Origin of the sequence: Paenibacillus sp. FSL L8-0663, from assembly GCF_038008125.1 — a bacterium.
Lineage (GTDB): Bacteria > Bacillota > Bacilli > Paenibacillales > Paenibacillaceae > Paenibacillus > Paenibacillus polymyxa_D.
The window spans coordinates 4,135,977-4,157,193 of the sequence record NZ_JBBOYM010000001.1; the positions used below are offsets into that span (position 1 = coordinate 4,135,977).

Below are 21,217 nucleotides of genomic sequence, written 5' to 3' on the forward strand. Positions count from 1 at the left end.
AACGTCACATGATCATCTGTTCATAATTTTCTGCCCAAGCTACATGTTCGTGTGTACTTATCAGGCTGCCTGAGATTGTGTTTTGCGCTCAATCATCATCCCCTATTTATCAGCAATTTTATAGAGTGTTTTTTTATCTTTACTGTAGTGTTTCTGACTGATCCTGGGCGTTCGTTTCATTGTGCATGGATTCCGATTTTTTCTTGCGAAATAATTTGGCAAAAAACTTGCCTATCACGCCAAACACACCTGCACAAGCAGCACCAATAAGTAGGATAACCTTAATTCCCGCGCCCTTAAAAAAAGCAATGAGTAATGCCAACAAGCCTACTTTTTTAGCTACTGCCAAGCCTGCTCCTCCCAAAATCAATCCGGTCAGGCCGTATTCGGAAATTTTGTCCGTTGAAGCATTAAAATCCTCGTACCGCTCACCTGATTTACTGTCAGCTTGGGTAATATATTCTCATTCAAAAACTTCTTATCTACGTCCAAATGCGCAGGATCGGACACTAATATTGCAGAAATATAACCCTGACGAGTGAGCAAACGAACATTATAATTGATCAGCTTTTCCTTGTTCCCATCCTCCGCCAACATAGACCAGGTTAGATTATGGGTCGCTTCATTATAAAAAGGCTCGACATCCCAGCCCGTAACATACAAGCGATCACTTTCCGCTTTTTCCTTGTTACTCTCTTCCGTCCCCTTTTTATAACTATCTAGAATGGCATCTGCATCGATATCTTCTTTTTCATCATCCTTAATGTGTCCAAGTTCATCGTATTCAAAAACAACTTCCCAATTTTGATTTTCATCTTTCGGAAATATACTCCCAATCTCCTTACCAGATGGCTTATCATGATTCATCTCGCTTGCCTTTGCTGTGTTAGCTGCATCCAAGAAAAGAAGAGATGAGTCCAGTTCAACCGTAGCCATTTTTCCCAGATCTACCTTTCGGCCACCCTCAATCCATTTTAATTGTTCATTGGATGAGGCCCACGCATTACCCCCACTGAGTAACACCAGACTAAGCGCCAACAGCGCTCCAAAAATCGTTTGGCCCCATTTCATTTTGTTACTACATCTGTTATCTAGTCTCTTGTTCAAAACTCATTACCCCTTTATAAATTCCAATATCTCCCGTGTACCCAACCATATTAGCCACTGCTTCATATTTTGTCAATTCACAGTAGCAAAGGGAGTTTCCGAGACTTAATACTCATTTTTATACATATGTATGCAAATATTCTAATCTAATCGAACTGAATTAATAAAATGTGAATGAACGATTAGAAATACTCATAAAGGACAAGCACAATTGCGCAATAGCACTACTTCTCCGTTCCAGTTTCCTACTTATGAATTCCTAAACGGGGCTTATTCCTTGATGCGACAACCCCATTGACTTCTAGCTTAATTTCGAACAATCCATCTAGCATAAAAAATGTCGAATTTCATCAGATTAAGGAATGCATAATTCATCTAACAAGAGACTTTAGTCTTAGTGACTTTTTTCCTGTTTTTAAACATATGTCAACTTTTTTATTTAAAAGAATGTATAGGCTTTCATAGGGTCGATTTAATTAGAAATAAGCTAATCATTGAATAGCCTTCTAAGAGTTCACTGCTTGTTTTGGAGACTAGAGGCTATTCACCAGTATTTTATAGTGTCACCATAGCACACAACTGGTTATTCTCTACGAGAAAAAAACTTATTCCTCTCATGTTCGAGTGAAATAAGTTTTTTAAGATAAATTATAATTTTGGGGCCAATTAATTGTGTGAATTCTTTTTACAATCTGTTATTCTCGCTCTTTTAATTAGCTATTAATATCCTTATTTACATGCATTTAATCTATTAACTTCAACAATATCATTTACGTTGTATTCATCAAACTTTTCAAGAAGAGCACCAAAACCTTTTGATAGTTGAAATTCCATTTCTTCCTGATATATTGGACAAACAACTAAAAATTGTATTGTTTTATCTTTACTTAACATTAACGAGCTAAATCCTTCATCTTCACGAATGGGAGGTAATAATAGCATACAAGTGAAATTATTGTCATTTGCAATTGGTTCTGGAGGTTCCCCATTAGGTATAGTGTCTCCATAACAAAACCATGTGTTTCTTTCATGCGGGAACTTGCCAAGTTTTCTTAGCCAACCAAATGGCCAATAATCTTTAAAATCTTTAATATCCTCTTTAGCCACAGGCCATGATGCCGGAAGATACATGATAAGTTCTGTATATTCCCAATCTTTATTATCTTCTGAAACTTGTGCAGGTAATAAGCTCATTCCTGACGTTATAATAGTATGAAAGTCTCTTTGGTCGTTTGCTCGAAAAATGATTAAGTTTATATTTAGACTTTCTGAAACGGTCTCTATATTTATTAAATCTGGCTCACCAATGTATTTCTTATAATGTTCTAATAATTGATTATTTATATCCAATATTATCACTTCCTCTTATAAGCAATCTCTTTGTATTGAAGTCCTCCCATAGGCTGTTAGAATACCAATAGGCTTCCTTGAGGCCACTTCCCTTTCCAACCACAAGGTATATGTCCTGAATTATATATTTCCAACAATTCTGTATGAAAGCCTGGTTTTACATACGTGCTATATGCATATTCCATCATTGCAGTAAGCAAATCCCACTCAACGCTCTCATATATACAATTGTTTAATTTATTTCTTTCTATAAATGTAGAAATATTTTTAAGGACTCCATCCTTAAGTAATAATTTAGCCTCCATAGTAATATTATTCCACTGTCTGTATTCTTCTCGCCAATTCTCATGTAGAGTCGAAGTTAGTTGATTTCTTATTTGGAGTCTAACATTATCCCAAGTAGAATTAACTTTTTTTTCAACATCAACCCAGTTACGTACTTGCGTAACATTAACATTGAGTGTAGCATTAATAGCATCCCCACAGTTACTGAAAAAGTCAATTTTAGATATTGTATTATCGTAAAAATCCTTTACTTCGTTCATTTTCTTCCCCTCAGTTTAGTTTTATTTTTTGAAATAAATATTTATATATAGAATTTATTTGTCCTGGTATTTTTGGTATTGGATCATCATCTTGTAAACCATATTTTAACCGTTGGCTTCTAGCTTTCTCCACTACATCTAAGGTTTGTTTTTCGGTTAATCCGGCCTTTCTCAACGATTTATATAATGCTACGTTATATTCAGCATTTGTAGGAATTAAACCTTTTTTATCCCCTTTTCTATATCTATTAAAAAATTCTTCCATAGTTTTATGTGCCATAAAATGTGGTGAACCAACATCCTTAAATGCATTGCCCTCTAATTCGATAGTATATCCTTCATCTGACGGGATTACCTGTTTGCCATTCCCATCTTTTTTAAATGCAGCATCTTGATTAAGGTGATGCTTTTGCTTCCCAGATTTATCATATTTCCACTCACCATACTTCTTAACAGTTACTTTTTCTTTACTTCCTACTGTTCCCTCAACCTTTTTCGCCGCGCTCTCTTCCATTTCCTTCATGACCTTGTTGTAATTCTTCTGCACATCCGTCTGTGGAAGTGGTCCGCTGTCCATCTTATTAACGTGCGGAACTGGCGCTCCGTTGGCTGTGGCCAACTTCCCGGGGCTGAGGCCGTCTGCCATTTTACTCAGTTGCTCATTGAACTTCTGACCCAGTTTACTGCCGGACTGCTCCAGCTTGGTTACAGCTTTGCCAAAGCCTGCCCCGACTGCATCTACACCTTTGCTAATCCATTGCGGTGTAACCTTGCTGCCTACTTTTTCAGCGAATCCGCCAATGGCCTTGCCTACTTTGGAATCCAGTACGCCTACGGTGACAAAACCCAATCCCGCGTCCTTTGCTACTGAGCCCCAGTTGATCTTTTCACCACTCAGCACCTGACTCGCTAGATTTTCCGCGGCATTTGTGACACCGCCGATCGCTGCTTTCCTCAGTAAGGTTCCCCCTACACCGAGAGGGCCAAAGATTGCTCCAGATACCGCCCCGATTCCCGCTTCCTTCAAGCCGGTCAGGGCATAGTCGCTGAAGTCGCTCACTTCCCCTCGGGCGATATCTGATGCGGCCAAGCTTGCTACACCCAAGCCACCCGCCAGCAGCGCTCCTCCGGCTACCGCTGCAATGACCACCGTACCCGCTCCAAGCGTCGCTACCGTAATGGCTGCTACCACGGCTACGGCTGCCACAACTGCCAAACCGCCCAAAATATTCATCCCCAGCTTGCCCCAGTTAAACGGTTCAGGGGGTGGCGGCGGTGGAGGTGGCTCGCCTTCCTTCGGTTCATCATCAAACGGCGGGTATGCAGTTCGGTCGCTACCGTCCGCCCAGACGCTTCCTCCCAACACGTGGTATTCGTTTTCTACCGAAAGCCCCGTGCTTCCTCCCGTTTGATACGCCATGACCTGGCTGGTTCCGTCAATAATGATTTTCTTCGGCGTATTCAGAATGATTTCTTGCTCTGCTTCTAACGATAACTTCTTGGGACTAGTTAATTCAATCCCAGTAGCATCGTCCAGACTCATCTGCAATGTCCCACCCGGATCACCCATGATATGGATGCGACCCGGTGCCATTTTCAGTTCACTTCCATGCTCCGTTCCAAAATATCGATCATTAGGATTACTCGTTTTCGCGCAACCGTCTCCATTTGTACGAACCGCACCCAAAATCATTGCTCTGGAACCAGACGCATCTGGAAAGTACAGGCTTGCCTGTGTTCCCACCTTCGGCATGCTGTACATCGCACTTCCCGTTGGGGGAGCGAACGGATACCAATGCGGCTCGGATACCCCATCATCCTTATCAATCGCCAGCCGCAGCTTCACTTCCTCTCCCCGTACCGCAATGACCTCTCCTTCCAGAGAAATTCCGATTGTTTTGGGATTGGGGATGAAATCACTGCGAATGCCCTCTGCGCGGGCCAACACATAACTGAATAGCAAATGCCCCTTTTCCATGCGGCTTCGCAATTCAGTTACAATCATTATTTTCTGGCGAAATTGCACCTCGTCTCCAAGAGCATACCGTTCTCCGCTTTCAATCTCGTATTTGAAAAAGTCGGTATCATGTAGCCCGGCTGACGTTCCGCCTGCCCGCTGATAGCCCTTTAAATCCTTACTTGCCGTATATGGCGTATCCTTCCGAATTGTTCGCTGGGTGCCAGCAGGCATGCCGAAATACAGCTTCGGCGATGCGGACTCCCATATGTCGCTGACCACCACTGTATGTAAACGGCTCGCCATCCGTTTCATAAACTCCCAGTCGGTTTCATCATACTGTAAAATGGCTTCGCCTACCGACTGCTCTCCAGTCTGGTACAAGACATCACTTCGCTCATAGCCTTGAGCAAGCTTATTCACTAACTGTTTATATGTGTGTTTCTCCTCAGGAAAAGACCGCTTTCTTTTGACAATATCCAGCTCAAATGAGCCACTGATTCCTTCCAGTGTAAGTGTATACACTCCATTATGGTTCTCAACTTCTACCGTATGGACGACACCCTTAAACAAGCTGATTTCCTCTTGTCCATTCTGCGCATACACATGTAGCTGATCCTCTGAGGTCGCATCCAGCGCAGCCGTGGCATGACTCGACTCCTTACAAATGCCTGTGAGTGTAATACGCCCATGCTCACCCGGCTTCCACTCGATCTGAACATCCTTTAAGACCTGAATGGGGTAGGGGGAATCTATTCGAATCTGATCATATCCTATCATGTTTCAAACCTCCCTTCCAGCTACTCCTCCTGCTGGCCATTCGTATGAAATTCGATAAATCCATGATATAAACAACTCTGAAATGAAGAGGTCGTCAAGGCTGGCTGGCCTTCCACCTTTGTCGGTTCTTTTGTGTTTTTCCACTTATCCGTCAGCATTGGTAGGCATGGCTTCCCTGAGATTGTGGATCCATCTTCGGCGATCAGATATATAGTCTCGGCACTCGGCTGTTCTGGACTGGTACAAATTCCAAAATGAGGGACATTCTCAGGAGAATAATCTCCTTCATTCATCATGGGTTTACCGTTAACATAAGCCCCGTGGCTGTTCGGCAAATTGATCTTTCGAGGATGGGTCCCGCAAGTGCAACGCATACAAGCCCCCCGTACGACATAATACTCATTGTCTGACATGTGCCCTTTCCCTCCCTATTTCACCTGAATTTGCTCCAAAGCGATCCCGGTATAATCACGCCGCAGTATACTTTCTGCAATGTCCAAACGGACGATGATCATCGGGATAGCACTCTCCTGGATTGTAAATATCTTGTGGCCCCGAATAGCATCTGCACGTAATACCAGCTTTCTAAGCACACTTTGATCTAAATTCCATTCGCTTTCTGGATGTACTGCTGCAAGCCGCTCCACAAAAGGAATATAGTAATTCTTCTGTATCCTCTGTTCGATCTGAGTAAGTATCGTTAATTTCATAGGCATCTCCGGCACATAGGCCTGGACAAGGCGTTTTAAAGCATCTGAAATGAGTGGGATGGGACCTTCTAGATAATCAATAAAAATACTTTCTGCATCTGCCTTCACGTGAAACATCAATGGCTTGACAATATCCTCCGGCTGCAAATCATACAGCTTCCACGGATCAATCGTTTCCATCACCTTTTGTAGCGCAGGAACATGGGTATACCGCACATCCTGTTTTAAGAGGAAATAATCCATGAAGATTCCCCCTTTCGTGTCTCAGCTCCCTCACTACGCGTAAAACGGCACAATATTTCGCTATCATCTCGATACTCTCCAGCAAATATCGTGCATACATTTGCTTTTGGCATCCTTTCTAACGAAGGGGAAGCTATAAAAACTGGCATCTGGCTTTTCAAGAACTCTACAGTGAGCAGATGGTATTTGACCGCCTCAATTTGTTGAATTTGTTCAATATCCATCGTCGAGATCTTACGGACATAATCTGATTTAAGCTTTTCCAGCTTAGTCATACGATTGAACAGAGGCTCGAAAACAAAGTCTGCCGACCATACCACAGCGCATTCAGTCTCATCCAGAAACCAATTTTCATCATAGGCATCTAGACGATAAACCGCTTTATTTTTCGCAACACGAGTTCTGAGCAAGGAGATATAAATATATCGAATATCCCCCTTACGACCTTGCTCGTGCTGAAGGGTAGCGAGCTGGCATAGCGACTCTAGAGCTGCTATAAGCTCGTCTTCAATGGCTTGCTGGCGCGTCAGAAAGTTGTTTTCAATAAGAGCCAAATCATGTATCCATTCCGTAAATACGTGCTTTTCCAGCAAATCCTGCAACGCAGCATCCCGATCCATGAGCTTCATTCAATGTTCACCTTACCCCCGGTTAATCTCACATCGTCCATGATGTCGAGTTTGGCTCCGGATTGAATAAAACTTACGCCTTCTTTCCCCTCCATAATAATTTTCGCTCCCCCTGTAATTTGGATATCTTCCTGAGCAGACAGGGTTATTTTTTTGTTACTATTAATTTCGATCCCGCCTTCATCCGTGAGACGCATGAGCATTTGCCCACTGTTGATAATTTCTACTGCACCAGGCTTGAAAACGACTTGTTTGCCGTATTTGGTGCTGATACTTTTAACCGCAGGATCACTTCTTTTAACAGGATCAGAGGAGGCAAGATCGACAGAACTGGCGGCAAAAGCATGCTGCTCCCGTTCATCCGGAAAGTACAGACGAATTTGATCACCTGCTTCCGGCATAACATACCAACCGCTGCCATCAGGAGAAGAATAAACCGTAGAATAGGGAAACCACATAGCCCCGGATGCAGTCGAGCCTTGATCAATTTCCAGCTTGATTTTTACTTTTTCTTTGGAAATATCAATTACCTTGCCAAACAGAGAGGCTCCTGAAAGATCATAGGCATAGACGGTTGGGCATTTTAACCCATGTGCATCCCGTAAAATGTAACGATTAACGATCAGATTTCCTTCCGTGGTCGTCTCCGCCCTAGCTATGTAAAGCGTTCTTCTATGAAAAATGACGGAACTGCCCAGCTCTAGCACTTTGTTGCTGGTCACTTCATAACTCAAGCTGTTAGACTCACCGTATTCCGGCAGTCCGTTACGGGACATGAGCTTGTGCTCCTTCAAGTCTTTTTTTATGGAATAGTTATGTTCGTTCAGCGGTTGAGGGGCACTAGAATGGGGGATACCAATCACATATTTCAATCCTTGTTGCATCGTAATTGGAATTAAAGCAGCATGCAGCCGAGAAGCAATTCTTTTGACAAAAGCCCAGTCCGTTTCATTGTATTGCACTAACAATTCACCGATAGCTGCGCCATGAGAAGCCTCGTCAATCACTTCTGCATCAGTATATGAACTTGTAACATGCGAAAATAGATTGTTATATGATTCCGCTGTTTTTTGGAATGAACGACGTTTGGGGCGAATGTCCATTATTAAGGTTTCACTGCTAGCCTCAATCGTAAGCTCGCGTACTCCGTTTACAGCTTTTACAGCAATATTCGTGACGATTCCCTGAAAAAGCCGGATCTCCTTGCCTTCACTTTTTAAGAAGACTTCGATGTGCTCATCTTCATCTGCTTTTTCTACGTATTGATCCAGCTTGTCCTCCGAAACAATTCCACGTATGCAGAAGCTCACATGTTCGTTTAACTGTTTAATGAGATGGATACTTAATACACGTTGAAACTGATAAGGGGCCACCTGAACATCTGCTGTGGTGTAAATGGGGTTACTCATTCATATCCCTCCTTTTCTGCCTCGTCAACCGTTTGAATGGTGCGTATCATCTGTAGGGCGACATCCCGCCATTCAGCATACTGCTTATACGGACAACAAAATGTTCCCATGACCGTCTTTCCTTCCAGCTCAAAGTAAAACATATTGTGGTAGATGGGCTGGTCCAGCGCAGGACTTTTAAAGTCAAAATAGCCAATCTGCTTACCATGTACCTCTTCTATTTTTTCTTCATAAAATACATGGGCAGGATTCATATTTTTCATCATTGCCTTCATGCCAGAAGTGAGCTGTTCCACCCATTCATCTTGTAGCGTCTGGTCCACCCGATTCAGGGTAACATCCACACTGCCCAAATCATTCGTCAAAATCATTTCTGGACGTTGCTCATGAGGATATTTAATCTTTTGCAAATGCTTGGGCATTGGACTAAAGATAGAGGGGACATGCATTTTCAGCCGATCCTTAAAGAAAGACCGCTCTTCAAACACATAGGATTGACCGTCAATGATTATGGGTCCTGCTAAAATATTGTTAGGCCTCTTCAGCTTCTCCATCTCACGGAGCTGATCCAAAATCTTTTCATCCTCATATTTCATAATGCACACTCCTCTACCTGATTTTCTAATCCACAATCATCCGTCCGGCTCCGCCGCCCTGCCAACGGCCTGCTGTTCGTTTTCCACGTCCGGCGCCTTCCAGAATAAGAACTAGCTGTCTATGCAACTGAGCATGAGAATAATCTCTGTATTCCGCACCATTTCGGTTTGCGATGTAATGCTGAATGGATTCCCTGTCTACAACTTCCGAGTTCAGGCACATCAACGCAAACATACAATCCATCGGATCTGATGCACCACTTTTAAGCAGCTCGGATGCGAAGTAGCGCATCGTCTCCGGGCGCAATGTACTCTGCTTCAAACCCGCAAAAGGAGCATGGATATCACTCCATGTATTGAATTCCGTTGCCATGTCGGCAAAATCCTGATAATCCGAGCGAAGCACGGCTCCCTCTTTGAGCTTGAATCGGCCCAGCTCCATCTCATCCAGACCGATTTCTGCCTCATCCTCCAGCACGATATCTGCATGATGGGCTGTGAAATCCGGGCGATCTGTTTGTTCCAAAAAGAGCAGCTTCAACACCGACAGCCGCCCTGTGGCCGCATACGGCACTTCCTGCTCCTGCTCCAGCAGATACAATCTACCCTTGTGCTTCACGATGCCTCTACCAATGGTTAGCGTGTACTCCCCGACAGTTACGTTCATTCCTGTAATGATGCCATCCGAATAATCCTGATACCGGATATCGAGAAAGCTGCGGGGGTAGTCCCGCAGGTTCTCTAGCATCTCGGTTTTGAGAATACGGCCTTTCTCGAACTTCGGCACGATATGGGTTAACATGTGGTTTCCTCCTCTCCGTGCCGATTTCGGCACAAGTGTCGCCCGGCACCTCAGTAATGACATTGCGTTAGCAACGTTATGCGCCAGCCGGGTCGCTCTGCGACGTCATTACTGCTCTTCTTTATTCAAGGGAACGGACAACCGATTCACACCGGGTGCAGGAGCCGGGACAGGCATCTCTGTCAGCGATGGATTTTGCTTAATATACTCAGAGTAGTCCAGCCAATTTTTGTTCACCACATAGGTACGAGCGATTTTGTCATGCAGCGCCTGCTTTTTTTCAGTGAAAGCTGCCATGATATAGCCTACAAATATAGTGACTAAGCTAATGATTTTACCCCAGTAGCGGGCGTTGGCCCGTCCGAAAGATATTTTTTCATTATTTTCATCCGCAACGACAATCCCCGCAGCCAGCTTGCCGACCGTTCCTCTGCATTTTGATGATTCCATGATGGTGTGGTAAAGCCAATCCAATAAAAGAGGGCCAAAAATAATAATAGCTCCCAAAATTCTCACCGACACATCGTCTAAGTGTGAAACAAACTCCGAAAAATTCGGCATTTTTACGAACGCAGAGACAAACCCTATCGTCACAAACGGCAACGTATCAATCAAACGAATAGTCACAAATAAAATAGTATAATCTAGCAAATGGGCTAAAAATCTTTTCCAAAAACCAGCGTACATCCTGCTGCTCCTCCTGTTTAAAGCCTGCTGTTCATCAGAATCTTTGAATCTGTGTGCCAACCTAAATGTTACATTCCAGCTCCGCGCCCAGCCTGCTCACGAAGGATATAATTCAGCTCGCGTTTGTCCACAACGTAGGTACGGGCAATCAGATCGTGGAGAGCCTGTTTTCTCGCCGTAAAGGCTGCCATAATAAAGCCGGCGAACAAAATGATGACTGATAGAAGCTTACTCCAGTAGCGGGCACTAGCACGTCCAAAGCTGAGCTTGTGATTAAACTCATCTACTACAACGATGCCGAGAGCCAGCTTGCCCACCGTGGCTTTGCATTTGGATGATTCCATAAGCGCATAATATAGCCATATAGCTCCCCAATTCAGCAAGGTCTGTCCTATTACTTTCATGGTAACAATAGAAGACGATCCGTCTGAGAGCAAAGAGCTTTCTGCCGGAGACGGTACCCAATCCCCTAAGGTCCGAATTACCATCCAGATCAATCCAAATATTAAAAATACAAACCATAGAATAAGGCCATCGATGATATAAGCCAAAGTTCGTTTCCAAAAACCTGCATACAGCACGTTATCCCCTCCAAGTGTTGTGTACTTTTCTAATTTCAGCATTTTGCAAAACCCTCAATTTACTATTTCGTGCCGTCAAAGAAATCCAGCTCGGAGAGATCATTCTCGAAGGCAAAAAAGCGTTTGGGTCCCAGATGCAGCAATTCATCTCGGCGAGTAATCGGCACTACATAAAAGCCCCAGCGGCTATCTCCGACAAAAACAAAATATTTCGTTTCCCCATTACGGATGGAGTCCGTATCATCCTGCGGGATATCCCGCCCGTACAGCACTGCAATTTCCTCATACGGCATGGGTTCAAAAGCTTCTGGCCGACTACGATACACATGGCGCTGACGCAGCTTGCCGCCGTCGGCCGTCAGGAAGAACTCCACCTCAGCCGCATGAGACGGCCGGGAAATAGAACCGCGTACCCGGTTGCTTTCCAAACTCGCAATCAGCTCCTTTTCGCGCCCCGTATGCGTCCATGCGCTGACCGTGTACGGTATAGCCGGAATGTGATTGGTAATGACAGGCTCAATCGTGCCCATTTTTTTAGCGTTCAGGTAGCGGATAGCCCCGCGCAGACAGGCCATTTTCAACTCAGGTACCCGGCTGAGGTCCTCTGCCTTTTGACGGAACTCAATACTTCGCCCTGGTACAAATTCCTTGAGCGCTTCGCGGAATACGTCAATCCGGCAGGACTGCCCGGTTAGCTTGATAATCGAATAGTCCTGCAAACGCCCCTCCTGATAAAAATCATCCAGAAACTTGCGCACAATATTGTAGATATCTGCCTTAAGAAGCTGCTGTATCTCCCGAATGTTAAACACCACATCAGGCAAACCATATTCATCACGAAACCGTCCGTTCTCGATGACTGAAACCAGCCAACGGTCCATCACTGCAATGTTCAGGTCGCTTTCAGCAGATAATACCTGCTCGGATTCGAAGCGGCTGCGCAAGATCCCCGTACGTAGAAAAAATTCTTTTTTCATATTTTCTGCCGCGCTCCACAATAGATGAAAATTACTCAGTACCCGCTGATATTCATCCCGTGTAGCATGCTCATACTGTTTGAACGCGGTAGGCAAGATGGCCTCTGCCTCTCGGTAGCGCTCCTCCAGTCCCGCATATACAGCATCTACACCAAACTCATCCACATGACGGTACAAATCTCCCGAAGGAATGCCGATCAGGGCATCAATATCGGTGTCAGGCAAACGCGTCTCGGCAGCATAATAACCTGCAAATACAATTTTCATAAACTGCATAATCCGATACGTCAGATTATTGCCGCCAAAGTTGGTATCCCCGTTTTCATATGTTGTGTGAATATCCAGCTTGTAAGCAATACGTCCGTCCTCAATTCGGAATTGGCAGGAAGACAAATCTGTCGTGCCTCCACCACAATCAATAACAAGTGCCTGGTACTCCTCACCGTCCGCAAAAGTCCCTCGTTCCATCTGGTCTGCCAGCGTGTTGTACAGCACAGCCAGCCCTTCGTCCAGCGCATCCTCCGCTTCAATCTGGTAATCAGGCAAAATATCACTAAACATCTCTATAAACTGGGGCTGCAGCTTTACCGGAGCAGAAAAGTGCAGGTTGCGGAACCGACACTTAAATTGCTGCTCGGCTGTAGCAATCACATAACGGATAAAAGCAGCTAAAATATCATTGCGGGAAGCGGTTGCTGTATTCCCCTCGGAATCCATTAATTCCTCAATTCGCTTATAATCGTTGACCCACCGCTTGATCCCCCGCAATACTGTTGCACGGCTTCCTGCCACGTCAGATCCACGTAGTGCATCCTCCCCAAATACATAAAGGATATGTTCTGGATTGGAGCAATCTGCGACGCGAATAGCAGTCGGCAATACTTCGATCCAGTCGCCTTCTGCCCCTTCTGGGCCGGGGAATGACACATAATTGATGGCGTTCAGCCTTACTGTGCTGCTCATACCTGTATCAGGAGCCGTAACGTAGGAACTGTCTAAATAAGCACCTGCTGTGGTGTTCGAGGTGCCAAAATCAATCGCAAGTACCGCATCTGTAGTTTCCGTGCCCCGAATGATCAGCTCTGCCACCGGAATCCGGTGACCTTGAAGCTTCAGCGGCAGCATTGGCTTATCTCCATAGTAGAGGTTATAAAAATATTCTGATTCCTGTCTTCGCAGAAACAGCAGGCTATAACTATGATTGGACGTCTCTCGCAGTTCAGCATCACGATGACGAGAAAGATAATATACGCCTGTTCGTGTCTCATCCTTCACCAAATTCAAAACACCGCACAGTTCTCCTGTTGCATTCACCAGCAGCACATTAGATGAGCTCAGCCAAGGCAAATCGGATTCAATCCGGTAGTTGTCCATGCGACCTGTGCGTACACCCTGATACAGCGTGATTTTGGCGGGAACCCGGATGCCGCTGCTCTCCTGCCGACGGTCGTTCCAGTTTCGCTGTAGTGCCGATTCCATGCGTTCAAAGCCGCCAGGATTTGGCCTTGTGATGAGTAAATGCTCTTCCGCGCTCCGAAAACGTAAAATCACGCGAATCAACTCTTCACGTGCCAGGCGATTGGCAAAGCCCTCGACCAGTCGTTCCTTATCGCATATTCCGCGTAACTGAAAGGTCGTCATTTGCTCCAATTCCGCCCGCGTGTATTTCGCCGTGAAGCGTATGCTTTTTCGATCGGTGAGCGGGTCTAGCAACCTGTATGTATAGGGTCCGTTCATCGTTCACATGTCCTTTCTTAGCCATTTAGCCTTAATAGAGGGCGATAGCGTCTATTTTCATCGTAGGATCTTCCTCCAAAATGCCGAAATGACTTGTCCAATACAATTCCGTCGTAAAACGTGCCGGAAGAAACAAATCCAGAATCAAATCCACTTTAATCCGTGACAATGGTGTCTCCTCTTGGCCGATATAGATGAGCAGTTCGTCTTTTTCCTCACAATTGGTGTAAATGATTGAGCGATGAAAGACGCGCCGCATCGTTTCTTTTAGCAAATGTACGGCTTCTCCCGTCTCATACAGGCGCAGCAATCCTTCAGCAATCGCGTCCTGATCCTCACGGTTTAATTGTCCAAAGCCTTCCTTTACCTTCGGGCCAAAAATGCCCTCTGCAATATCACGCTGAACAAACCGGATATGGTACTCCCGCCGATTCATCCCTTGATACAAGTCCATTTCCGCCAGGAAATGCATCATAATATCAAATAGCGATTCTCTCAGCTCTAGATACTCTTCAGCATCCGGTGGAAACAGATCCCGAAAAATAGAATAAAAGCGGTAGTACGGATTGATTTCCACTACCTGCTCCAAATGGGAAGTATTCAACTCTGCCAGACTAAGCTCCATATACGGAGAGTAGCTGACAGCGGGTACGAAGCGGAATTTATCTACATCCAGCCCCTGTTCCCTCGCGCGCATGAGCAAATCCCAGACGTAATTCACACCCATTCTCCTTCACACTTGTACTCCGGAAAATACATCTGCACTTCTGATACTAGAAAGCTCATTAAATCGGATAAAATATAAGCAGGCGCAGTGGGCAAAACATCGTCAGAACCACGTCTGAACCCCAAACGCATGATCTGCTTGCCTTCCTCTGTCCGTACGTTATCGCTGACAAACGGATTTAACGGATACGTCTGGGTTTTGGTTAAAAGGTTGCTTACATCATTTCTCCCTGCACCTCCCCAGATGTCTACACGTTCCAGCTCAAGCCCCTGCGCTGCTTCAAACGAGTTTACGATGCGCATGATTTCCGCTTTGGCACGGACAATCACGGCCTGTTTTCCTGCATAGCGGCCCAAAAAGCTGTCCTGTCGCCGATTGGACAATAACGGATAAGTCTGACGACTAAGTCTCGTTGTAACAGGCTTCGTAACCTTCAACACATTCCATTCGCCAGACTTATCACGTGGTGTGACAATCGTCAGTTCCTCTTCTGTACGCTTGATATACCGGATATCGCCTTCAGTCCCGTCAATCAAGTAACCATGCTCAGGACCTGTTTTTCGCAAAGGCAGCACATGCTCATAATTCACACGATCCATAGCGGGTATAGGAAAGCCGCTGTTCTTTAGAGATAGCCTTTCAATGTTCCAAAGCGGAAAAACGTCACCCTTCTTAAAACCGTCGAATTCCTCCAATGAAATTGTAATTTCATGAATTTCTTCATGGGCGGCCGGCTCGCCGTTTCCACCAATCAATACACAGTCCACAAACTTATAAGCGTACGGGTGATTAATTGTTTTCCACGGCATGCCATTTTGCATAAACGTGTGATATAACTGCTCAATCTCTAAAATATAAGAACGGTTATGCTCCAGACGAAAACGAATCGGATAATTGCCGGTTTCCGTGACCAACATTCCTGAGAAAATTCGCTTGCTGCGCACCAGTGCTGAGATTCGTTCGGTCTCCATCTCAAGGAAAAGCGTAAACAGCGGCATCGATCCGCCTTCGCGTACCACCTCTGCCACATGGCTGATGTCAATCTGCTTTTCCTCCGTATCCGACGGTAACACAGGGTATAAAAATTCATGAATCGGGTCATAGTCCTCACGCGATGTCAATGACACGTACACATCAATCTTTTCTTCCGTATTCTCAATTTCCTCAAATACCCGCCGTTCTAGCTGGCGGGTCATTTCTTCCTGATATTCGACAAGGTTCATAAATACCCCCGCCATCATATTTTTCAGTAAACGTCTCTGCTCCAAATCGTCCATCTTGCTCAAACGGTCCTGTACCAGCTCTTTCACGACGTCTCACTCCTTTCGGCTCCAGCTTCATTGAACATGAAAACTTAACTTCCATTCGCAGCAGCCCGATCTTGGTTCTCTGAATCAGACGCTCCTTCTGCTTTAGAAGCGGAATCAGCAGTTCCTTGTTCTTTGCTGGTGCCCGCCTTGGCCGAAGAGGCATTTCCATCGCCCGTACCGCTATTTTTTGCCGCTGAAGAGACTTCCTTCTTCGCGGGTGTAGTTCCCGCTGAAGCCGTTGGCGTAGCCTTCGTTTGCGATTCTGCAGCAGGGGTTGCAGCGACGGAAGCTGAAGCATTACTCGCTGCGTCCCCTGCGTCCGTGTCGTTCAACGCTCCGTCAGACAATCCCAATCCAGCAGGAAGCTGACCGTTTTTCTGCTGCTCAGCGCTCTGCTTTTCCTCCGCCTTGGCTATGCTCCGCTCCAATGCCAGAACACTTTCGAGCTTATCGATCTCCTGATAAATTTCCTGTGCCCCGCTATAGGCATCAATGGCTCCTTCATAATCGAGATCCTTCATCATTCGATCTCCTTTAGCCTGAAGCTTGCCAGCTTGAATCTCCTTGAGCTGCTGCTGAATAGCAGTCAATTTATCGTTGGCCTCGGTAATTTTCTTCTCCAGTTCTTTTTGCGCAGACGTATAACCGGATTCCATCGCAGCCTTATTTGCTTTTTTGTACAGCTTGAGTGCATTCGTGTAATCGCCGCCCTGAAATTTCAAATCTCCGTCCTTCATCCAGCTCGCCGTCTCAGCATAGCTGTCCAGTTGGTCGATTTTATGCTCAATATCCTTCACATTGAAAGGCGGGTACAGACCAGCGCTTTTCCGTGCTTTCTCGTAGCTGGCTTCAGCTTTGGTAAAGTCCGCCTTTTCCACGTAGCCGTCTCCGTCCACCAGTAATTGAGATAGTTTCTGCTCGGCTGTATATAGTCGCTTATGAATCTTATCATTAATTTTAACCGCCGCGTTTTTCGCTTCACTGTAGGACTTGAGTGCCTTCGCATAATCTCCTGCCCTGGCATAATCATCCGCGGCCTGTGCCGATTCGACCATCGTTTCCAGCGCAGCCGCCTTGTTCGCTGCCATACGCGCCAGTGTAATCCATGCTCCCCCGCCCACGATTACAAAGGCGAGCAACGCAATCAAAATCCGTTTGATCAGCTTACGGCGGTTTTTAGGCTTTTCCTGAAAAACTTTATTTACATAAATGGCCGCAGCCGTGTAATTGTTCACCGTCCGGTGCTGTTTGCTTAGCAGAACCTCTTCCAATGTGTCCGTCAGCATGACCGGATCCTTCGCTTCCTCTAGCGCCCCCAGCATTTCCGCCAGCTCAACGTCCTCCCACATCCCGGATGTGGCGAGCAGGATTACATCTCCATCTGCAAGCTGGGTCTTTTTGGCGTAATGGGCATGAACTCCATTCGGATTTCCCAAGTATTCCAGCAGATTACCTCGTTCCTCATGTGTGCTGGTCGCTTCGTCTGGAATGCGTCCATCATCTGCCAATGACTGAGCCAGACTATGATCCTTGCTGCGAAAATTAAGCCTTCCATTGCGAAAATGATATAGCCGCACATTACCGCACGAAACGTACACCATTTTGTTGTAGTTGGTCACTACCATCAGCAGACTGGCTTTGAGCCGAACACGACGGCTTTCAAATTGCAGCCATTCCTGCGCTTCACGCAGATCTCTCATCAAGCGCCGCTTGGACATGGAAGGCTTCTCCATGAAGTTTTCAAGCACCGTTTTGACAACCATTTCTGCGCTGCGCAGCTCCTGATCCGAATCCAGACCGTCTGCGAGGACATAACAGGCCATGTCGTCCGTCTCCATGAATGCAAAATAGTCCCGGTTGTCTATGTAAGAGCCCGCTTCCGACACAAAGGCGGTACTAAAATCGCTGTTGTCCTTGCGCATCGCTACCCCCGTCTTTCTTGTTTCATCCTATCGCCAAAATAAGTACTGTTGCATTATCCTGACTTTTAAAGCCTTTATCATTAATGGCGTCGATCATGGCATCCGCTGTTTCCTGCGGTGTTCCACCCTTGCGCATAATCTCTTCCAATTCAATCTCCGTCAGCGCCTCCTGAATGCCATCGCTGCACAACAGCACATGATCGCCCGAATACAGACGAATCGGTGCACTCCCCAGTTCCATGCTCTCAAAGCCCTCATAGCCCAAGTAGTTGACCAGTTGATTGCGCACTGGACTCGTTTTGGCTTCCTCCGAGGTCATTTGTCCAGCAAGCACTCGTTCCTCCAGCAGTGTTTCTGCTGTATGCTTGGAATTGACTGTTTGGAAATGACCATTACGGTAAATCGTAATCAGGCTGTCACCCACCGCTCCGTAATGCAGCTGATATCCGCACACAATGACCGCAGCCAGCGTCGTTCCTCCACCCTGTCCATTCAAATTTTGCAAAATGCCGCGATTGCTTTGAGTTGCCGCTTCTGCAAAATAGCCGTTCAAATTCGTTGCATCTTCCAGCTTGGCAAATGCCTTTGTAAAAGTCGTCACAGCCAAGGTACTGGACATACGTCCATTGGCCAGTCCACTAATACCGTCTGCGACAACAGCCAGCGTACCGACAGTTGTCGTCATACTGGAGAAATAATCATCCTGCTCGCTCCGGCTCCCGATCGTTTGACCATTTCCGATTTCAATTCCACTTACGGTACGGCTGCCGGAACTTCGCGTCAGTCGTATACGGATCATGAGAAGAACAGCGAATAGTACCGCAGCTCCACTTACAACAAAATAAGGCTGCATATCGTTACCTCCCTGCACCATTGCCCAATTCCATCCTAGTTTTCGTTATCCCACTCAAAATGGGCGCCACACAGCGGGATAAAGATAAATTTGCTGTGTCCCAGCTGAATCACGTCATAGGCAGCCAGCTCTGCTGGTGAATATACCGCCTCGTTATTGTGGTACGCCAAACCCGATGAATCGCCTGGCAGCAAGTAAAAGTTGCGTTTCTTCGGATCATACACAATAACCGCATGATTTCTGCGAGAAATCGTGTTGTCCCCGATAATGCGGACATGCATTTCCTCTGCGCGCCCGATAAAGTTCTTCTCCGCCATAATGCGATAGTCCTGACCCACCTGTGCTCCTTCGATGCATACCAGCCATCCAGTTACCGGATGAATCCCCACCGTCTCACCCAAATACGGCATTGTTTTGTCATTATCTCCCGCGACGTTTGTTTTCGCTGCTGGCTCCGCGCTCTTGGGTGCAGCTATATTTACTACCGTGTTGCAATAAGGACACGTATTTCCGTGCTTTCGTGTACTGAACATGTGTCCGTTCGGGCATCTTGTCAAACTCATAGTCGGTTCCTTCCCCCATTGTCATGATTGTCTTTTCAGCGATCTGAGGATTTTGCAGCATCCTCATCTATTTAACGAGCACCCTTGTATTGGCAATATATAACAAGTCACCTGAGTAAATCCGGTATGGCTCACCGCTTTCCAATTTCTTGGTTACACTTTCGTTGGCAGACCGCAAGCCTGTACCATTACCGGAATCCACATCTTCCACAAACCAGTCGCTGTTCACCCGGTTGAGTACCGCATGTTCCACACTTACCAGGGAGGCATAATCTGTACCTGCCAAATCAATATCCGCCTCCGAACGTGACGTCGTTTTGCCGATTAAGAGCGACGTTTCGCCTTCGATATACCATTCTTTAATGGACTCGCCCTCTTCATCAATCAACACCAGCTTGGCAATCCGCTGACGTTGTGCCCTTGACTTGGCCACAGGTACAACGGACACCAGATTGCGCAGTATGTATACAAGCACGCCGATTCCAATACCTGTCGCGACCACGGTTTTCAAACCGCTGTAGCCTGTACGATTAAACACATAAAAGGCGATCGCCAGCATCAGCCCGAACATGGCAACATCTATGATGAAAACCCATCTGTTCTGCGCCGTTTTCACTGCTTGCTTCCCCCATTTCTATCCTGAAATCATCATTTTTTACGAATACCAAAAAATTGGTTAAACATCGCTGAGGTATCCGTCGGATCACCGGATTTTTTCGTTTTTTTCCCTGGTGAGCCTTCCTTCGTTTTCGGATGAAAACCAAAAAATTGCTCAAAATCAGTTCCTATATCAGCCGGATTGAATCCTTTGGCTGCCGTACGCGCACCGCCGGAAGATGAAGCCCCTCTCCCTCTCTCTTGCTGTTTCCCGCCAGCTCCCTCGGTTTTTCGGATGAGCTCGGCATCGTATGCCTGCCGCAATGCTTCGTCACGCAATGTATTGTAAGCCTCGTGAATCAGCTTAAACTTGCGCGTTGCTTCCTCGCTTCCCTGGTTGGTATCAGGATGATACTTTTTGGCCAGTTTACGGTAAGCCTGCTTAATCTCTGCCTCCGAAGCATCCCGGCTGACACCGAGCAGCTCATAGTAGTTAGTCATTGTGTGATGTTCCCCTCTCCGAAAAAAATAAATATTAAGAGACCCGTAGGCCTCTTAATATTTATCCACCCTGCACTTGTGTGCCGGGTGAGTGTGTGTTTAAGCTGCACTTAACGTGAAGACGTTAAGCTTAAACCGGATATCCGCCGTCGATTGTAGCCAGCTCGGTTTTGTCTTTCTTTTGTTTGATGTAGAGTGTAAATGCACCTACACCTTCTGTGTCGCCGAAGTGCTCGTTGTAGTCTACAACGAAAGCATTCGGGAAGTGGATTTTACGCACAACTTGATCAGCTGCGATAACTTCCAGTGTTACTTTACGGTAGCTGTCTGCTTTTTCAGCAGGAACCAGAGACCACAAAGCCAGTTTCAGCGTGTCATCCGCGCTGTCACCGTCTACTGCTGTGATGATTTTGCCGCTGATGCGCAGCGTGGAGCCTACGTCAGTGGAGCGTGCATTGGAATCGTCCGGTGTATCGGTGTCATAAATAACCGTTTGGATGTTATCCAAGCCCAGCTCAATTGTTTCTTGTCCTTCTACTTTCAATCTGAATCCCATGTGTGTTGCCTCCTTGAAATTAGGTAATATGATGGCGGAAGAAGCAGAGCTTCTTCCCGATTTATGTATAAAGGCGGT

At 46.0% G+C, this 21,217-nt stretch carries 20 protein-coding genes and 1 pseudogene; all 21 read right to left on the minus strand.

Annotated elements, in window-relative coordinates:
* Positions 1-139: 139 nt before the first annotated feature.
* The 21 genes and pseudogenes from MKY75_RS18165 to MKY75_RS18265 all read right to left on the minus strand — a co-directional run bounded on the left by MKY75_RS18165 (position 140) and on the right by MKY75_RS18265 (position 21,139).
* A pseudogene (locus MKY75_RS18165) lies at positions 140-1,071 on the minus strand (DUF2167 domain-containing protein).
* Positions 1,072-1,836: 765 nt separating this feature from the next.
* Positions 1,837-2,457: a suppressor of fused domain protein gene (locus MKY75_RS18170; RefSeq protein ID WP_029515664.1), complete on the minus strand. Its 621-nt coding sequence runs from the start codon at positions 2,455-2,457 to the stop codon at positions 1,837-1,839.
* A 56-nt stretch (positions 2,458-2,513) separates the two neighbouring features.
* Positions 2,514-3,002 (minus strand): hypothetical protein, encoded by a 489-nt coding sequence (locus tag MKY75_RS18175; protein ID WP_029515665.1) that lies wholly within the window; start codon positions 3,000-3,002, stop codon positions 2,514-2,516.
* A 10-nt stretch (positions 3,003-3,012) separates the two neighbouring features.
* Entirely contained in the window at positions 3,013-5,739 is a 2,727-nt protein-coding gene (locus tag MKY75_RS18180) for a hypothetical protein (protein ID WP_340886176.1), read from the minus strand.
* A 20-nt stretch (positions 5,740-5,759) separates the two neighbouring features.
* On the minus strand, positions 5,760-6,152 hold the full coding sequence (locus MKY75_RS18185; RefSeq protein WP_069012500.1) for a DUF4280 domain-containing protein: 393 nt from the start codon (positions 6,150-6,152) through the stop codon (positions 5,760-5,762).
* Between the two features lie 15 nt (positions 6,153-6,167).
* The gene (locus MKY75_RS18190; RefSeq protein WP_340886178.1) at positions 6,168-6,692 is read right to left on the minus strand and encodes a hypothetical protein; all 525 of its coding nucleotides are present in this window, start codon (positions 6,690-6,692) and stop codon (positions 6,168-6,170) included.
* On the minus strand, positions 6,674-7,321 hold the full coding sequence (locus tag MKY75_RS18195) for a hypothetical protein (RefSeq protein ID WP_340886179.1): 648 nt from the start codon (positions 7,319-7,321) through the stop codon (positions 6,674-6,676). The genes MKY75_RS18190 and MKY75_RS18195 overlap by 19 nt, the downstream gene beginning before the upstream one ends.
* A complete protein-coding gene (locus MKY75_RS18200) occupies positions 7,318-8,730 on the minus strand; it encodes a phage tail protein (RefSeq protein WP_318627527.1) in 1,413 nt (470 codons plus the stop codon). The genes MKY75_RS18195 and MKY75_RS18200 overlap by 4 nt, the downstream gene beginning before the upstream one ends.
* Positions 8,727-9,326, minus strand: coding sequence for a hypothetical protein (locus tag MKY75_RS18205; protein ID WP_039272935.1), 600 nt, complete (start codon positions 9,324-9,326; stop codon positions 8,727-8,729). The genes MKY75_RS18200 and MKY75_RS18205 overlap by 4 nt, the downstream gene beginning before the upstream one ends.
* A 25-nt stretch (positions 9,327-9,351) precedes the next feature.
* Positions 9,352-10,128, minus strand: a complete 777-nt coding sequence (locus MKY75_RS18210) for a DNA and RNA helicase (protein ID WP_340886180.1) — start codon at positions 10,126-10,128, stop codon at positions 9,352-9,354.
* A gap of 108 nt (positions 10,129-10,236) precedes the next feature.
* Positions 10,237-10,815: an RDD family protein gene (locus MKY75_RS18215; RefSeq protein WP_029515674.1), complete on the minus strand. Its 579-nt coding sequence runs from the start codon at positions 10,813-10,815 to the stop codon at positions 10,237-10,239.
* Positions 10,816-10,883: 68 nt separating this feature from the next.
* Positions 10,884-11,396 carry an RDD family protein gene (locus tag MKY75_RS18220; protein ID WP_029515675.1) on the minus strand — a complete coding sequence of 171 codons (513 nt, stop codon included), beginning with the start codon at positions 11,394-11,396 and terminating at the stop codon, positions 10,884-10,886.
* A 62-nt stretch (positions 11,397-11,458) separates the two neighbouring features.
* Positions 11,459-14,110 carry a molecular chaperone gene (locus MKY75_RS18225; RefSeq protein WP_340886181.1) on the minus strand — a complete coding sequence of 884 codons (2,652 nt, stop codon included), beginning with the start codon at positions 14,108-14,110 and terminating at the stop codon, positions 11,459-11,461.
* A gap of 31 nt (positions 14,111-14,141) precedes the next feature.
* Positions 14,142-14,831, minus strand: coding sequence for an iron-dependent peroxidase (locus MKY75_RS18230; protein ID WP_134902813.1), 690 nt, complete (start codon positions 14,829-14,831; stop codon positions 14,142-14,144).
* Complete coding sequence (locus tag MKY75_RS18235; protein WP_165149637.1) at positions 14,828-16,147, minus strand: normocyte-binding protein; 1,320 nt, start codon at positions 16,145-16,147, stop codon at positions 14,828-14,830. Before MKY75_RS18235 ends, MKY75_RS18230 begins: the two co-directional genes overlap by 4 nt.
* Positions 16,148-16,191: 44 nt before the next feature.
* Entirely contained in the window at positions 16,192-18,069 is a 1,878-nt protein-coding gene (locus MKY75_RS18240) for a serine/threonine protein phosphatase (RefSeq protein ID WP_340886183.1), read from the minus strand.
* Positions 18,070-18,091: 22 nt separating this feature from the next.
* Positions 18,092-18,922 carry a PP2C family protein-serine/threonine phosphatase gene (locus MKY75_RS18245; RefSeq protein WP_340886184.1) on the minus strand — a complete coding sequence of 277 codons (831 nt, stop codon included), beginning with the start codon at positions 18,920-18,922 and terminating at the stop codon, positions 18,092-18,094.
* Positions 18,923-18,957: 35 nt separating this feature from the next.
* A complete protein-coding gene (locus tag MKY75_RS18250; RefSeq protein ID WP_028542470.1) occupies positions 18,958-19,485 on the minus strand; it encodes an FHA domain-containing protein in 528 nt (175 codons plus the stop codon).
* A 67-nt stretch (positions 19,486-19,552) separates the two neighbouring features.
* The gene (locus MKY75_RS18255) at positions 19,553-20,101 is read right to left on the minus strand and encodes an FHA domain-containing protein (protein ID WP_029515681.1); all 549 of its coding nucleotides are present in this window, start codon (positions 20,099-20,101) and stop codon (positions 19,553-19,555) included.
* A gap of 32 nt (positions 20,102-20,133) precedes the next feature.
* The gene (locus MKY75_RS18260; protein ID WP_029515682.1) at positions 20,134-20,583 is read right to left on the minus strand and encodes a J domain-containing protein; all 450 of its coding nucleotides are present in this window, start codon (positions 20,581-20,583) and stop codon (positions 20,134-20,136) included.
* Positions 20,584-20,713: 130 nt separating this feature from the next.
* Complete coding sequence (locus MKY75_RS18265) at positions 20,714-21,139, minus strand: hypothetical protein (protein ID WP_013311475.1); 426 nt, start codon at positions 21,137-21,139, stop codon at positions 20,714-20,716.
* Positions 21,140-21,217: the final 78 nt, after the last annotated feature.